The following is a 15,374-nucleotide window of genomic DNA, read 5'->3' on the forward strand; positions in this document are numbered from 1 at the left end:
TGTGCCCGGAGACAAAGCGCCTCCGGGCACATTTTATCTAACGCCGATGTAAAGTAAATCTGAAACGAAACAGAGGTATTTATCATGAATGAGATCAAAGTAGCTGAAAACAAGACCCTCAAGCTCACCAATGTGCTCTCCCGCGAGATCCGTCCGGAAGAAATGGCCAGCCTGCCGGTGGTGCTGACCCAGATGCACAATTTCATCAAGAGCAACAACGCTCAGCCCATCGGCCCCATCATCCAGTCCCTTGCACTGGGCGAGGATCATCAGATGCACCTGTACATGATGCAGCAGGCCACCCAGCTCATCCCTCAGATGGACCCGGGCTACCACATGGATGCCATCCTGCGCGTCAAGAACTGCCTGTACGCCCACTACACCGGCCCCATGGAAAACAGCCAGCTGGCCTCCTACAAGCTGCAGGTCCACGCTTTTGAGAACGACCAGAAGCTGACCGGCACTACTTATACGATCTATGTCAATCAGGATTCTGACGATGCTGTGATTGATGTCTTTATGGAGACCAAATAATTATGACGATGAAAGTTCAAAGCCTGACGGACCTGCAGGACCGCCGTATCATGCTGGACAGGGATGTGCCGCCCTACGGTTACGCCTTTGTCATTCTGGTGGGTATCTTTATGGTGTTCCTTCTGGTGTGGAGCACCCAGACCAACCGCATTTATGTCAGTCAGAACACCGGCACCGTGCAGGCCAGCAACAAGACCTACATCATGTCCAGCTATTCCGGTTCCATCACCGAAATGTATATCTCGGAAGGCAGCTATGTGAACGAGGGCGACCTTGTGGCGCACATCAAGAGCACCGACATCGATATGCAGCAGGACAATCTGGAAAGCCAGCTCAAGATCTACCAGACCCAGCTGGACCAGTATAATAAGCTGTTGCAGTGCGTGCAGGACGACACCAACTACTTCAGCGAGACGAACCCGGAAGATCAGCCTTACTACTACCAGTACGAGACCTACAAGAGTCAGGTCTCGCAAAAGACCTTTGACGCTACTGCCTATCAGGCTGCCGGCTATTCGGATGCTCAGATCAAGACCATGATGGAGCAAAGCCAGAGCGAGGTGGAGGCCTTGTACTACTCCACCATGCAGTCCATTTCCCAGAGCATCACCAGTGCGCAGAGCAACGTGGACAACATTCAGGCCCAGATCGATACCCTGAACACTGGTGCCAACGATTATTATATCTATGCTCCCACCTCCGGTGTGATCCACATGGATACCCCCTATAAGGAGGGCATGGTCCTGAGCGCCGGTTCTCCGCTGGCTACTGTCGCCAGTGAGAACGACGATCTGGAGGTCGTTGCCATGGTCACCGTGAATGACCGTCCCCTGCTGCATGTGGGCGACCCCTGCAAGATCGCCATCACCGGCCTGTCGGAGTACTCCTACGGCACCCTGACCGGCACCGTGACCGCGATCGACAGCGATGTGACCGCCAGCACCAATGCATCCTACTACAAAATGACCATCAAGCCGGATACCACCTACGTGGTAAGCAAGAGCGGTGATAAGGTAGACCTTTCCAACGGCATGAGCGTTACCGCCCGTGTGGAGTACGACCAGATCACTTACTTTGAGTACGCAATGGAAGCACTGGGTGTTCTGTTCCATTAAAACCGGACTGTCAGCCGCTGCCAAATCACCCCAAAGAGGTATACTTACTATGAAATCAACCGCAAAAAAACTGGCCGTCTGTGCGGCAGCGTTTTGCCTGCTGGCCTGCGGCACAGCTGTGTCTGCGGCCGCAGCAAGCCCGGTCTCCGGCCTCGCCCTGAGCGGCATTACCATGCCGTGGGATCAGAATGTACCTGCCGAAAGCATTGAAGCCGGCAGCTATACCGCCAATATGTTGCTGGGTTCTTCTCAGCAGCTGTCCCCTGTGGTGCGTCCCCGCAACTCTACCGATTCGGTGGTCTATATATCGGACGATACCTCCATTCTGACCGTGAGCAACACCGGTGTTGTGCAGGCCGTGGGTGTGGGCACAACCCGTATCACAGCTGCTGCCGGTAATCAGATCTGTGCTTACACCATCGTGGTCTCCATGGATTCCTCCATGATCGTGACCGAAATGGATCTTTCTCTGTCCTCCAATACCATTTATGTCGGCAACTCGGTATCGGCACAGCTGCAGGTGCGTCCCACCTCGGCCTCCAATTATGCCACCGTCACCCTGACCTCTTCCAACGAAAAGGTAGCCACGGTGAATAATTTTGGCCGCGTTACCGGTGTCGCCCCCGGTACTGCCACCATCACCGCTACCTGCGGTTCGGTGACTGCTACCACCAATGTTACGGTCATGAGCATTCCCAACTCCGGAACCGGAACCGGAACCGCCAGCACCGGTTCTTCCAACAGCGGTCAGGTCGTCACGGTGAATCCTTCCTACGTTGTACTCAAGCCCGGTGCCACCCGCACCCTGACCGCCAGCGTCAAGCCTTCCTCTGCTTCTCAGAAGTTCACCTTTAAGTCCGCCAACAGCAACATTGCCACGGTCAGCCCCAGCGGCGTGATCACAGCTGTGGGCACCGGTGCAACCTCCATCACGGTCTCCAACGGCACGGCTTCTGCTATGGTCACGGTCATTGTCAACCGTTCTGCTGCTTCCTCGGAGGAATCTTCGGACAGCAGCACTACAAAGCCGGAGGGCGATACTCCCATTGAGATCGATCCCGTGGTGCAGGCGATCCAGGACAGCACGGACAACGAGATCGTCTTTACGCAGGCCGAAGTTCCCACTGTGACCGGTGATATCCTCAACGCCCTGCGCACCACCGGCAAGACCCTGTGTGTGGTGGGCGACGGCTACACCATGCAGATCGCGGGCAGCAACGTCAAGAGCACCACCAGTGAACTGGATACCATGCTCGTGCTGACCGAGAGCAAGGAGGGCATTGAGTTTGAGCTGGACAAGGGCAAAGCCCTCCCCTGCTCGGTGCGCATCGATCTGGATGTGAGCACCTATACCCGCTTGTATCTCTACAACCCCACCTCTGGCAAGTGGCAGTACCTGAACAGCTACACGGACGGCATCATCACAGCAGATACCGCCGGCCATTATCTGCTGACCAATCAGAACCTGAAATTTGCCAACATCAACTGGACCTTCTTCATTGCCGGCGGCGTGACGATCATCATTATCGGCATCGCCTATATCGTGCTGAAAAAGCGCTACTGGTTCTGGTAAGCCGGAAGCTCTATAAAAACAGCAGCTCCCCTCTCTGACAGCTCAGAGAGGGGAGCTTTTTTCGTTCTATCCATCGGTCCGGCGTCCGCATCTTCTCAGAGCGGCCTGCGGGCCTTTTCAGCGTGGTTTTGTGCCATTACTCCACCGTCACGCTCTTTGCCAGATTGCGCGGCTTATCCACATCACAGCCGCGCAGAACAGCCATATAGTAGGCAAACAGCTGCAACGGCACAATGAGCTGCAGCGGCATCAGGATATCCTCGTATTCATCCAGCCGGACCACCGCATCGGCCACACCCTCGGGCACCACGGCGTCCTTTGTGGTGAACAGCAGCACCCTTGCGCCGCGGCTGCGGGTCTCTTTGGCATTGGAAATGGTCTTTTCGTATACCTGCTTCTGGGTCGCCAGTGCGATCACCGGCACGCCATCCGTGATCAGACTGATGGTGCCATGCTTGAGCTCCCCTGCCGCATAGGCATCCGAGTGCACATAGCTGATCTCTTTGAGTTTAAGGCTTCCTTCCAGCGAAAGTGCGTAGTCGAAGCCACGCCCGATAAAGAAGCAGCTCTGGGTGTTCACATAGCGGCTGGCAAGGTATTTGATCTGCTCGCAGTCCGCCAGACGTGGCTTGATGACCTCCGGTGCATGCAGCAGCTGCGCCGTATAGCGGCGGGTCTCCGTCTCGCTCAGTCGGCCGCGCGCATAGGCCAGACGCAGGGCAAACAGGTACAGCACACACATCTGCACCGTGTAAGCCTTGGTGGAGGCCACAGCGATCTCCGGCCCCGCATAGGTGTACATCACGTAGTCGGCCGCGCGCGCAATGGAACTGCCCACCACATTCACGATAGCAAGCACCGGCACACCGCGGCTCCTGGCCAACTTGAGTGCTGCCAGCGTGTCGCTGGTCTCGCCGGACTGGCTGATGATGATGACCAGATCATTCTTTTCCAAAATCGGGTCCCGGTAGCGGAACTCGCTGGCAATGTCCACCTCGGCAGGCACACGGGCCAGCGCTTCAATGGCAGATTTCCCCACCATGCCGGCGTGCATCGCCGTGCCGCAGCCCACCAGATGCACCCGGCCAATGCCGCGCAGCACCTCGTCCGTCAGCGCCGGGATGCGCAGCTCCGGCATTCCATCCTCCACACGGGGGCTCACTGTGGCCGTGATGGCGGCAGGCTGCTCGTTGATCTCCTTGAGCATGAAGTGGGGGTAGCCGCCCTTCTCAGCCGCTTCCATATCCCAGTCTGCCGTGAGCTGCCGACGTTCCACCGGCTCACCAAATTCGTTGTAGAAGCGGATGCCCTCAGCCGTGCAGACGGCCATATCGCCCTCTTCCAGCACGCTGTATTTCCGGGTATATTTGAGCAGCGCAGGGATATCCGATGCAATAAAGTTTTCGCCTTCTCCCCAGCCGACGATCAGCGGGCTTTCCCGCTTGACCGCAAAAATGGTGTCCGGGTAATCGAAGAACAGCACCGCCAGCGCGTAGCTGCCGCGCACCTTGGCAAGAGCCTGCTGCAGCGCCCGCAGCGGGTCGCCGGTATAGCAGCTGTCGATCAGCTTTACCAGCACTTCCGTGTCGGTCTCGCTCTGGAAAGTATAGCCCTTTGCAGCCAGCCGTTCCTTGAGCAGCCCGTAATTTTCAATGATGCCGTTGTGCACGATGCTCACACGCGGCGTGGAATGCGGATGGCTGTTCACGTCGCTGGGCTCGCCATGGGTAGCCCACCGGGTGTGGCCGATGCCGCAGAAGCTTTGTGCCAGCTGCTGTGCTGCCAGCTTTTCCCGCAGGGCTGTGAGCCGTCCCTTGCTTTTTACTACGCAGATCCCCCCGTCCAGCGCAAGCGCCACACCGGCGGAATCATATCCGCGATACTCCAGCTTTTCCAGACCATCCAGCAGCACATCCTGTGCATTGCGCTTACCGACATAACCAACGATGCCGCACATACAAAACACCTCCATACCGACCGCTCCCGCGCAGAAAAGCGCAGTGACACACGGTCAGCTTTCTTGTACAGTTTATGTTCTTGTATGGCTTTCTTTGAAGGGATCTGTTGCGGTATTGCTGCCGTTTTTTGCCCTTCTCTGCGGCTGGTCTAGCCCTCAGCCGGAGAAACATCCGCCGAATCTTTCGATGATTCCTCTCCTCGTCACCCTCGCGGCTGTCACCCGCGTGGCCCGGCGCTTTGCGTTACCTGTGTGCTGCGCTCTCCCCTTTCTGATGCCTCATTATAGCACAAAGGCTGGCTCAACGCCAGCCCAGAGTTTTATGAAGTTTCGGCCGCCAGACCAGCCGGTACATCATGAGCATGTTGTGCAGTGCCCGGTCGTACAGCACAAAGGCAACGTTGCCCATGGCCAGCGTTGCCAGCGATACCGCCAGTGCCGTGGTACGCAGCTCCTGCGAAATGCTGCCTGCCGGTACCAGCAGAAATACCAGTCCATACATGGCCAGCACTGCGCCGTTGCACAGCAGCAGCTTGCAGACAATGCGCAGAACAGCAGGGCGGATGCGCTCAAACTTCGGCTTTGCCAGCGGGTAATACCCCAGCAGGAACACGAAGATCAGCGCCACTTCCTTATCCGGCACAAAGAGCAGCGCCAGCAGGCTGACCGCAGCGTAGGCCGTCAGGGCCAGCTGCATCCCGCACTCCACGCAGACTGTTGCAACAAGAAAGCCCGCCACTGCAGGCGCAATGAACATGGCAATGGGGATCACGGCCCCCAGCAGCATCAAGGCGACACACAGTGCCGTCACGATGCCGCAGTAAGCCATGCCCCAGCTTTTTTGATGTTTCCGATTCATGGGATCTCCCAGTTTTCCCGCTCAACGCCTGCTTCCAGCGGCTCCACCGCATGATGCAGGCCCAGCAGCATGATATTATCCAGCAGACTGCGGTTCAGCTTGACGTCCAGCATACTGTACACCCGGATCAGGTCGTTGGCCACCGCCAGCGCCTGACGGCGGGCATTTTCCATTGCAGCAGACTGCCCTTTCAGCTCATTCACCACAAACACGTTGTAGCGGCCGCTGCGCTTGTCCGTTTCAAACCGCTCAGCCTTATCCAGCAGATAAAAGATGCGTCCGATGCAGCTGCCAATGTAGCGCATGCTCTTGCGCTGGCTGGGGTCATCGGTGGCAAGGGTGGAATACAGGGCACCATAGATGTTGCTCATGGGTTCCGCTGCGAGGGTGTAGTTTTTGGCGCTCAGTTCCATCTGCGTCACAGCCTGCTCCCGCTCCTGCACGAACAGGCGTTCCAGTGCCGGGTTCTCCTCCACAGCACGCATGTAGGCGCGGCGCAGCAGCAGCCGGTCCACCGCACGGCACAGACGCTTGAGCGGCTTCAGCTCACTGTATTTGCGATCCTGCAAATTATGCCAGCCCAGCAGCACCTCCACCTGTGCGGCCAGCCGGATGCCCTGGGTCTGGCACATGAGCCTGCGCCAGGCCAGTGTGCCCGGGACCCGCTTGCGCTGGCAGGTGGCCTGCCGCCCGGCCAGACCGTCCGAAAGGATAGCAAACAGCACGCCGTTGCTCCGCAGCAGATGGCAGGAATATAATCCGTATGCCTCGTACAGCTGGCGCCGCACCCCGCGCAGATACCGCAGGTAGATATTGTAATCCCGGATGGTGAGCTCCGGCAGATATGGCCGCATCCTACCCTTCATATACACCTTTTCCTCCTCGGAAGAACTGTAGAATAATAAGGTAAGTATAATCCATTTTCAGCCCGGGTTCAACCATCCTTTGTAAAAAGAGCATGAATTTGTCTCATCTTTGCAGCACAAGGCACTGAACATGGGATAAAACTTTCTGTGTGTGCGTCCGTTTCCCCTGCTTTGGCAGGAATTTTTCCGTTTTGATTTTTCCGGTAATTACCGGCTGCAATGTAAAAAGCCGCACGGGACAGCTCCGGTGCGGCAGGTAACATTTATCAATTACTTCTTGTCAAAACGGTTCGGCGTAGTGCGCTTGCCGTCAAAACCGCTTTTCGGCATGGGCTTTGCGGTATGCTCAAACTTGGGTGCATTGTAGTACATATACAGCTGGCAGGGGATCATGCCATTATACATCTTGCGGCGCTTGTTGGCACGCTTGCCGTAGTGGTTCTCAAAATCCATATCGGCAGTGATGGCGTACACGCCTGCACAGGGGTGTGCTTCCATCTGCCGGCCCAGCGTGCGGGCCAGCTTAGCAGCACCTTCAATGGTGCTCATGCGCTCGCCGTAGGGGGGGTTCGTCAGCACGATGGCCTCCTGCTTTGCAGCAAAGTCGGCCACATCGGCCACTTCAAAGTGGCAGCGCTTTTCCACACCGGCCAGCTTGGCATTGGCATTGGCCAGCGCCACAGCAGCAGGGTCGATGTCATAACCGAAAGCTTCAAAGCCCACGTCCAGCTTGGCCTCGGCCAGTGCCTTCTGACGCTGCTCGGCCCAGATGGCTGTCGGCACAAAACCATAGCGCTCGGCAGCAAAGCGGCGCTTCAGGCCGGGGGCAATGTTCATGGCCTTCTGAGCGGCTTCGATCAGCAGTGTGCCGCTGCCGCAGAAGGGGTCCTCCACCAGACTGTCGCGGCGCACACGGCCAAGATCTGCAATGGTGGCTGCCAAGGTCTCGCGGATGGGCGCCTCCATGGCGTTGCGGCGGTAGCCGCGCTTATGCAGACCATCGCCGGTGGTGTCCAGCATGATCTCACACTGATCCTTGCGCAGCATGAAGCGGATCTTGTACTCGGCACCGGTCTCGGGCAGCACAGAGGTGTGGTGCTTTGCCATCAGGCGCTTGACCACAGCTTTTTTGATGATGCTCTGGCAGGCGGGCACACTGGACAGCTGGCTGTTCAGCGAAGAGCCGGTGACCGGAAAGGCTGCGTCTGCGGGCAGCAGCTCCTCCCACGGGATATCGTACACACCGTCGAACAGATCATCGAAGGTGGCGGCCCTGTAGCGGGCCAGCAGCAGCATCACGCGCTCCACCGTGCGCAGGTTGAGGTTGGCTGCGGCGATCATATCGGCACCGCCGGCAAAGCTCAGACGGCCATCCTCTACCCGGATGTTCTCTGCGCCGATGCGGGTCAGCTCAAATTTTGCAGTGGACTCGCACCCAAAAAAGCAGGGAGCGATCAATTCAAATTTTGCAGGCATTGCAATTCCTTTCTTTCAGCGAAAAAACAGACCTGCCCGATCAAATGAGACAGGTCTGTTCCATCCTTTTGACTTAGAGCGGACTGAGAAGAAGTGCCGTTTCTCAGCGGCGTCCGCCACGACCGCGGGGCGCATAACCACCGCCGCGGCGGTTGTTGGTCTCGTGGTCGAGATCTGCCATCTTCTCTTCGCTCTGGCTCTTGAAGCGGCTCATCATGTCCTCAAAGCTCATATTGTCGGAATGGACCGGAGCCTTGGGCTGCCACACACGGGGTGCGCTGTCACGGGCAGGGCCTCTGCCGCCCTCACGGGGGGGACGGCCATTGCCGCCGCGGCCTGCACCAAAGTGTCCACCCTCACGGGGGCCGCCCGGGCGCGGAGCGCCGGGACGTGCTCCGCCTGCGGGGCCTCTGCCCTCACGCGGCTGGCGCGGAGGAGGAGGCAGCAGACGCTTGATGGACAGTGCGATCTTGCCGTCCGGTGCAACATTGATGACCTGCACCTTGACCGTATCCCCAATATGCAGGACTGCTGCAATGTCCTGCACGAATTCATTGGACACCTCGGAAATATGGACCATGCCCGTACCGCCCTCCGGCAGTGCGACAAATGCGCCAAACGGCTTTACACCGGTGACGCGGCCCTCGAATACGTTCCCTACCTCAATTGCCAAAACTCAATACTCCTTGTTTTCCATAGTATCGGCAGCCGTTCAGCTGCCGGTCACATCCACAAAGATGCGCTCGTTCGGTGCGGCGTAGTTGTAAGAATCCCGCGCGACCCATTCTGTGATCTGATCCGAATCGCCGCTGAGGATACGCTGCATTTCCTCATTCTCGGTTTTCTGCTGGTCGATCTGCTCGTTCAGTGTGTCCAGCTCTGCGCGTTTGGAGCTGATGCTGACCTGATTGGAGATGTACGCTGCCAGCATGCTCAGCAGCAACAGGACAAAAAACACCCGCACAAGCGTTTTAACGACCACTTTCTTCTTGCGTTTTCTGCGGTCCGGTGCTGCCATTGTTTCTTCTGCCCCCATTGCAATTTGGTTCTTACTGATGTCACTTATGAATTATACATCATCCGGCGCTGGTTTGGCAAGTTCTTTTTGCGCTTTTTTGCGGTTCTTTTTGCGTTGCGGCGTAATTTGCGGGCATTTTGCCGCCGGGCACGCCGCTGTGCGGCAGGCCGGAGCACCCGCCGCTGCAAAGCCTTCCCTGCCGCGCGCAGCGGCACGCCCAGAACAAAGGCCGCAGCGCCTGCTCCGGCAAAGCCAGCTGCTGCCATATACCAGCGCAGCACGCCCGCCGGGCTCTGCCCCGCCGCATAGCTCTGCAGCAGGGTCAGCACCGTGCCCACCCATAGAAAATCGGGCACCCACGCCGCCCGGCCCCTGACCGGGAACACGGCCCGCACCACACCGGTGCACCCGCCCAACACCGTGCAGGCGGTCAGCTCCTGCGCAATGGCTGAGGGCGGCAGGACCGGGATCATCGCAGCAGGCGGTGCAGAAAACTGCCCGCCGGGGCGCTGGCCGTGTATTCCAGTGCGTCGATGCGGCCGGTGAACTTTGCCTCCCCGGCCTCCAAGTCCAGTGCCGCCATGCTCAGCTGTGCCCCGGCAAGATGCAGGATGCCCCTGCCGGTCTCTATTGCGGCACTGTCTGCATTGCAATGCAAAACCTTCTGCACGCCCGTCACGGTCAGGCGTGCACGGCCCTCTAAGATCAGGTCATGCGGCGGCGCAGGCTGCGGGCTTCTGGTGTTTTTTTCCGGCATTGCTCGTCTCCCCTTTTCTGGTGCATCCTATGCACCAGACGAGAGCTTTTATACCGTTTACTCGCTGATGATCTCGTACATTTCGCGGGCCACATCCTTAGTGCGGGGTTCCACATCCGAGAGCACCCGCACCCTGATGGGACGGTTGCCGAAGGTCACCTCAATGACATCACCCGCCTTGACGGCCTGACTGGCCTTGGCGATCTTGCCGTTGATGAGGATGCGGCCTGCATCGGCCACTTCGTTTGCCACAGTGCGGCGCTTGATGAGCCGCGAAACTTTCAGATACTTATCCAGACGCATCGTCTTATCCTCCTGTGATGAAAAATGCCGCCGCACCTCCTGCGAGGCAGCGGCGGCAAAAGAAAACAGCTTCTTACAGGGTGTCCTTCAGGGACTTGCCGGGCTTGAACACGATGCTGCGGGAAGCAGCAATGGTGATGGGCTCACGGGTGCGGGGGTTGATGCCCTGACGCTCTGCACGCTCGCGCACCTCAAAGGTGCCAAAGCCGGAAATGGTGATCTTTTCGCCCTCGGCCATGGCCTTGCCCAGTGCCTCGAACATGGCATTGACAGCCTGCTCAGCATTTTTCTTGCTCATCTCAGTGTTCGCAGCAACCTGTGCGATCAGATCGGTCTTCGTCATAAAAATACCCTCCAAATTTGTTCCTTGGTGTTCTTCTTTCTCTATCGGAGCAGGTCACTCGACCTGAGTACCGCTTTGTGGCTCCTGTTCCAGCAGCCCTGCACAGAAGCGCTTGGAGGCAAAGGTCAGCGCCTCCTCTGCATCCACTCCGGCCAGCCGCATGGCGTTGGCTGCGGCAAACAGCAGCTCCCCCGCCGTCCGGGCATCCTGTTCCCGGCTCCAGCCGTCCAGAGCATCCTGCAAAGCCTGCTGCGCCCGGGTCTTGTCCGGCTGCGCCGCACCGCAGCGGTCGGCACGCTTCTGCAGCTTCTGAGCACGCATCAGTGCAGGCAGGGTGGCGGGCACCGTGCCCAGCTCATCGGCCAGAGTGGTGCGGCCCTTTTCCTTATTTTTGAGCGCATCCCAGCCATTTATACCGGCATTCTGCGCTGCTGAGGATGCAAAAATGTTCGGGTGGCGGAACACGAGCTTCTCGCACACCTCACGGCAGACATCCTCAAAGGTAAAGTGTCCGCGCTCCTCTTCCATCACGGCATGGAACGCCACCTGCATCAGCACATCGCCAAGCTCTTCCTGCATCAGCACCGGGTCATCGGCATCGATGGCCTCCAGCGCCTCACAGGTCTCCTCCAGAAAGTTCTTCCGGATGGAGGCATGGGTCTGCACCTTGTCCCACGGGCAGCCGTTCTCCGGGTCCCGCAGGATGCGCAGGATCTCCAGCAGCTGTTCTGCCGTGTAAGGGGCCTTGGGCTGCCAGTCCAGCACAGTGCTCACACTCCTTGCAAAAGATACTGCATATTGTACCGCATCTTCCGCGTTTTTTCAAGACAGCACCGGCAAATTCCGGCAATTTGCCTTTATTTTCTGCATTTTAGCCTATCCCGCAAAAAACAGGACGGTGCCCTGCGGGGAGCGCCGCCCTGTTGCCTGACGGAGATTACAGCTGTGCGCCGCACTTGTTGCAGAACAGTGCATCGTCCGAAACGGGCGCGCCGCACTGCGGGCAGCTCTTGTGCTCTGCAGGCGCAGCCTCGGCGGCAGGAGCTTCCGGCTCTGCAGCGGGCTCCTCCTCGTGCACCACATAGTCCACCTCTGCGGCTTCTGCCGGGGTCAGCGATGCCTTCAGGCGGGTGATCTCCTGCTCGATGTGATCGATCATTTCGATATACTTATCCACCAGCGGCTGGTTTTCTTCCTTGCCCTTGGCCAGACTGTACACCAATGCGCCCAGCTGACGCTGCGCCTTGAGCAGCTTGCCCTGTTCGTTGACGATCAAAGCCTGCGTTTTGCCCTTTTCGGCCAGATCCAGTGCAGCGTTTTTGCCTTTTTCGGCATATTCCAGACCCATTTCCTTGATCCTGTTGAAATCCATAAAAGACACCTCTCTTACTATCGGCCTGTTTATCGTGGGCCATGTGCGGATGTTATCTCCATTATAGCGCACAGGCCGCCCGTTTGCAACGAACGGGCCGCATTTTTTACAGTTTGGTGCCGGTTTGGAAACAGTTTTTTCGCATTCAGACTAAATTTACACGATATTTTCACACATTGGCATCCTGTGCCATGCGGTCGGCCGCGCCGCCGTAGAATTCCCGCAGCATACTGTCTTCCGGCAGCAGCTCCAGCTCCAACGGTGCCACATGCTCAAACCGGCGGGCGGTCTCATCCCACAGCTCGGCATTGTGGCCTTCCAGCGTGAACTGACGGCGCACCACGCCCAGCAGCTTGGAGATCAGGCCCAGCTCGTAGGTAAAGGAGGTATCCAGCAAAAAGTCCGCTGTGGATTTGAAGCCCTTGATATAGCGTGTTTCACCGTCCAGCACGCGGTCCCACATGGCAAGGGTCTTTTCCGGGCTGCGGCCGCGGGCGGCAGCATCGCGCAGGGTGCGGCGGCACAGGCGGATATCCTGTGTATTGATGACTCTCCGGCCATCGATGCAGTATTCCTCCCGCAGGCCGGCATACACGCGGTAGATATCGTCGCCTTTCACAAGGCCGGTGAGCTCCGGGTTCAGGGCATGGATGCCCTCCACGATGCATACACCGCCCTGCAGGTCGATGGGCTCCACCTGCTCCGAGCGCCTCTCTGCAGAGAAATCATAGACTGGCAGCACGGTCTTTCCGGTCTCGCTGAGTTCCCGCAGGCACTGCTTGATGAGGGGCAGGTCCAGCGTATCGGGGTTTTCGTAATCCAGTGTGCCGTCCGGCAGCCGGGGGTAGAACTCTGCCCCTTTGAAGAAATTATCCAGACTTACCACCTGCGCCGGAGTCCCGCGCTTTTGCAGAGCTTTTGCCAGACAGTGGGCGCTGGTGGTCTTGCCGCTGGCCGACGGGCCGGTGAGCATGACGATCTTTGCGCCGGAGAGCTGTACCTTCTGGGCGGCATAATCCACACGCTGTCTGTAGCTCCGCTCGCTCAGATCTGCCAGCATCTGCGGGCTGCGGGCCGCCACATTGTACAGATCGACCTCAACCAGACGTTTCGGTACCCAGATCGTGATCATAAAAATCAGCCACTCCTTTTTTGCGTTCCAGCACCTCCGCAAAACGCTGGATATATTCATTCGGATATTTGAAGTTAAAGATGCGCTGCATCCGTTTGCCGCCGTCGGCCACCAGCTTGGTGCTGCCGCCTGCACCGGCGGAGAGGATGGTCTGGACTTCCTCCATGATATAGATGTTGTAATATCCCTCGTGGCCCGGCTTGCACCAGCCCACGTTCTCAAGGTTCTGCAGGGTGTTTTTCTGGCGGTAGAGGTAGTAGGGACGATAGCCCGCTTCTGCCAGCAGACGGCATTTTTCCAGCATGGCGGCGACGTCGGCGTAGTCGTTGGTGCTCTGGTCCTCGATGACGATGCGGGAAGCCCGCTTGAGGGTCAGGGTGTGCACGGTGATGTTCTCCGGGTCCAGCGCAATGGCCTGCCGCAGGCTGTGCTCAAAGCTTTCCACCGTGTCGCCGGGCAGGCCGGCAATGAGGTCCATGTTGATGTCATCGTGACCGGCTTTGCGTGCTTCGGCATAGCAGTCCAGAATGTCCTGCGCCGAGTGCTTGCGGCCGATGCCGGCCAGCACCTCGTCCGAGAAGGTCTGCGGGTTGATGGAGATGCGGGTAGCGCCGTATTCCCGGATGACAGCCAGCTTTTCCGCATCCGTACAGTCCGGACGGCCTGCCTCCACCGTATATTCCACGACCTTCGAGAGGTCAAAATTCGCCCGGACCGTGCCCATCAGCTGCCGCAGCTGGTCGGCAGACAGGCTGGTGGGCGTGCCGCCGCCAATGTAGATGCTGCAAAGGGTAAGCCCCGCCTTGTCGGCCTGAATGCGGATCTCTTCCACTTCCCGGCACAGACAGTCCACATAGGGCTGCACCATCTTGCGGTCGCGGTCCAGATTGCAGCTGACAAAGCTGCAGTAGCTGCACCGGGACGGACAGAACGGGATGCCGATATACAGGCTGTAGGTTCTGGGTTCACTGCCCACCTTCAGGATGGGCTCCTGCAGATCTGCAATGGCCTTGGCCATGGTGTATTTCTGCTGCGAGCAATCAAACCGCTCCAGAAAAAAGCGGTCGATCTCCGCTTCCGTCCAGCCTGCGGCGCGCTTGTCATGGATGAGCCGCACCGGGCGCACGCCGGTCATTTTGCCCCAGGGCGGGCGGAGCCCCGTCCACTGGCGCAGCAGATCGTAAGTCAGGCTGGCAAGGCTGAATTCCGGGGTCTCGCCGCCCTGTTCCACAGGCGCAGGCAGCGGTGCGTGCCGTTCAGCACTTCTGCCGCCCTGACGCACCAGCGCATGCAGGCCGTCCGGCGTTTTTTCTGCCCAGACGCAGTCCTCGGCGTCCTCCGGTGGGGTGAGGGTGAGCGGTGCCATGGGGTAAAACAAACGCACCAGATGCTCCACTTCGTAGCCGGAGGGCAGGCCGGTAATATAGATCTTCATTTTCGTTCACTCTTCAAAAAATGTCGTTTCCGCCGCGCAGAGCGCTGCGGATATAGTAGTTATTGTCCAGTTCATCGCCAAAGGTGGAGAACTCGCCATGGCCCGGCAGCACCTGCGTTTCCCGTGGGATGGGCAGCTTTGCCAGTTTACGCAGACTCTCAGCCATCTGTGCACTGCTGCCGCCCTCCAGATCGGTGCGGCCGATGCTGCCTGCAAACAGGGTGTCACCGCAGAAGAGATAACCGCCGCACAGCAGCACCACGCTGCCGGGGGTGTGTCCGGGCGTGTGCCATGCCGTAAAGATCAGTTCATCCACCGTCACGGTGCCGTCCTCGGCATAGCCGCAGTCTGCCGCAGAAAGCGGATACATGCGGTCGCCTGCAAGGTCCGCAGCCTCACAGTAGAGCTTTGCGTTCCACTCGGTGCGCAGGGCTTCGGCGCTGCCCACATGGTCGTAGTGACCGTGGGTGCACAGGATGGTGGTGAGCCGGGCATGGTTCTCTTTTAAAATTTTATCGTAGGTCTGCGCATCTGCCGCCGGGTCAATGACCACGGCATGGCCTGCATCGGAAATGAGCAGGAAGGTGTTGGTATACAGCGGCGCATCGGCCGGAATGTGAAAAGCCTGCATGGC

19 protein-coding genes are annotated in these 15,374 nt (G+C 58.5%); 3 read left to right on the forward strand and 16 right to left on the reverse strand.

Annotation, left to right across the window (positions count from 1 at the left end):
• The first annotated feature begins 84 nt into the window (after positions 1–84).
• From MTP37_RS08785 to MTP37_RS08795, 3 genes are read left to right on the forward strand one after another with little or no spacing between them, the layout of a single operon-like run.
• A complete protein-coding gene (locus MTP37_RS08785) occupies positions 85–534 on the forward strand; it encodes a hypothetical protein (protein ID WP_249236938.1) in 450 nt (149 codons plus the stop codon).
• Positions 535–536: 2 nt separating this feature from the next.
• Positions 537–1,649 carry an HlyD family secretion protein gene (locus tag MTP37_RS08790; protein WP_249236939.1) on the forward strand — a complete coding sequence of 371 codons (1,113 nt, stop codon included), beginning with the start codon at positions 537–539 and terminating at the stop codon, positions 1,647–1,649.
• 49 nt (positions 1,650–1,698) lie between these two features.
• Positions 1,699–3,222 (forward strand): Ig-like domain-containing protein, encoded by a 1,524-nt coding sequence (locus MTP37_RS08795; protein WP_249236940.1) that lies wholly within the window; start codon positions 1,699–1,701, stop codon positions 3,220–3,222.
• 136 nt (positions 3,223–3,358) lie between these two features.
• Here the strand turns inward: MTP37_RS08795 and glmS are convergent, their stop codons facing one another.
• The 16 genes from glmS to MTP37_RS08875 form a co-directional block, all read right to left on the reverse strand.
• A complete protein-coding gene (glmS, locus tag MTP37_RS08800) occupies positions 3,359–5,179 on the reverse strand; it encodes a glutamine--fructose-6-phosphate transaminase (isomerizing) (RefSeq protein ID WP_249238717.1) in 1,821 nt (606 codons plus the stop codon).
• Positions 5,180–5,480: 301 nt separating this feature from the next.
• Positions 5,481–6,038: a hypothetical protein gene (locus MTP37_RS08805; RefSeq protein WP_249236941.1), complete on the reverse strand. Its 558-nt coding sequence runs from the start codon at positions 6,036–6,038 to the stop codon at positions 5,481–5,483.
• Positions 6,035–6,904, reverse strand: a complete 870-nt coding sequence (locus MTP37_RS08810) for a DUF5685 family protein (protein WP_249236942.1) — start codon at positions 6,902–6,904, stop codon at positions 6,035–6,037. Before MTP37_RS08810 ends, MTP37_RS08805 begins: the two co-directional genes overlap by 4 nt.
• A gap of 68 nt (positions 6,905–6,972) precedes the next feature.
• On the reverse strand, positions 6,973–7,167 hold the full coding sequence (locus tag MTP37_RS08815) for a hypothetical protein (RefSeq protein ID WP_249236943.1): 195 nt from the start codon (positions 7,165–7,167) through the stop codon (positions 6,973–6,975).
• 7 nt (positions 7,168–7,174) lie between these two features.
• The gene (locus tag MTP37_RS08820) at positions 7,175–8,380 is read right to left on the reverse strand and encodes a THUMP domain-containing class I SAM-dependent RNA methyltransferase (RefSeq protein WP_249236944.1); all 1,206 of its coding nucleotides are present in this window, start codon (positions 8,378–8,380) and stop codon (positions 7,175–7,177) included.
• Positions 8,381–8,483: 103 nt separating this feature from the next.
• On the reverse strand, positions 8,484–9,053 hold the full coding sequence (locus MTP37_RS08825) for a S1 RNA-binding domain-containing protein (protein ID WP_249236945.1): 570 nt from the start codon (positions 9,051–9,053) through the stop codon (positions 8,484–8,486).
• Positions 9,054–9,092: 39 nt separating this feature from the next.
• Positions 9,093–9,398, reverse strand: a complete 306-nt coding sequence (locus MTP37_RS08830) for a septum formation initiator family protein (protein ID WP_249236946.1) — start codon at positions 9,396–9,398, stop codon at positions 9,093–9,095.
• Positions 9,399–9,442: 44 nt separating this feature from the next.
• Positions 9,443–9,871 (reverse strand): hypothetical protein, encoded by a 429-nt coding sequence (locus MTP37_RS08835; RefSeq protein WP_249236947.1) that lies wholly within the window; start codon positions 9,869–9,871, stop codon positions 9,443–9,445.
• The gene (locus tag MTP37_RS08840; RefSeq protein ID WP_249236948.1) at positions 9,868–10,155 is read right to left on the reverse strand and encodes a YabP/YqfC family sporulation protein; all 288 of its coding nucleotides are present in this window, start codon (positions 10,153–10,155) and stop codon (positions 9,868–9,870) included. Before MTP37_RS08840 ends, MTP37_RS08835 begins: the two co-directional genes overlap by 4 nt.
• Before the next feature lie 57 nt (positions 10,156–10,212).
• Positions 10,213–10,458 (reverse strand): RNA-binding S4 domain-containing protein, encoded by a 246-nt coding sequence (locus MTP37_RS08845; RefSeq protein ID WP_249236949.1) that lies wholly within the window; start codon positions 10,456–10,458, stop codon positions 10,213–10,215.
• A 73-nt stretch (positions 10,459–10,531) separates the two neighbouring features.
• The gene (locus MTP37_RS08850) at positions 10,532–10,801 is read right to left on the reverse strand and encodes an HU family DNA-binding protein (protein ID WP_249236950.1); all 270 of its coding nucleotides are present in this window, start codon (positions 10,799–10,801) and stop codon (positions 10,532–10,534) included.
• 54 nt (positions 10,802–10,855) lie between these two features.
• Complete coding sequence (locus MTP37_RS08855; RefSeq protein ID WP_249236951.1) at positions 10,856–11,566, reverse strand: MazG family protein; 711 nt, start codon at positions 11,564–11,566, stop codon at positions 10,856–10,858.
• A gap of 172 nt (positions 11,567–11,738) precedes the next feature.
• Positions 11,739–12,173, reverse strand: a complete 435-nt coding sequence (locus tag MTP37_RS08860; RefSeq protein ID WP_249236952.1) for a zinc ribbon domain-containing protein — start codon at positions 12,171–12,173, stop codon at positions 11,739–11,741.
• Positions 12,174–12,342: 169 nt separating this feature from the next.
• Positions 12,343–13,305 (reverse strand): uridine kinase family protein, encoded by a 963-nt coding sequence (locus tag MTP37_RS08865; protein ID WP_249236953.1) that lies wholly within the window; start codon positions 13,303–13,305, stop codon positions 12,343–12,345.
• Positions 13,271–14,740, reverse strand: a complete 1,470-nt coding sequence (gene hemZ, locus MTP37_RS08870; RefSeq protein WP_249236954.1) for a coproporphyrinogen dehydrogenase HemZ — start codon at positions 14,738–14,740, stop codon at positions 13,271–13,273. Before hemZ ends, MTP37_RS08865 begins: the two co-directional genes overlap by 35 nt.
• Before the next feature lie 13 nt (positions 14,741–14,753).
• Positions 14,754–15,371: an MBL fold metallo-hydrolase gene (locus MTP37_RS08875; RefSeq protein ID WP_249236955.1), complete on the reverse strand. Its 618-nt coding sequence runs from the start codon at positions 15,369–15,371 to the stop codon at positions 14,754–14,756.
• Positions 15,372–15,374: the final 3 nt, after the last annotated feature.

The organism is Faecalibacterium sp. HTF-F, from assembly GCF_023347535.1.
In the GTDB taxonomy this organism is placed as follows: domain Bacteria; phylum Bacillota; class Clostridia; order Oscillospirales; family Ruminococcaceae; genus Faecalibacterium; species Faecalibacterium wellingii.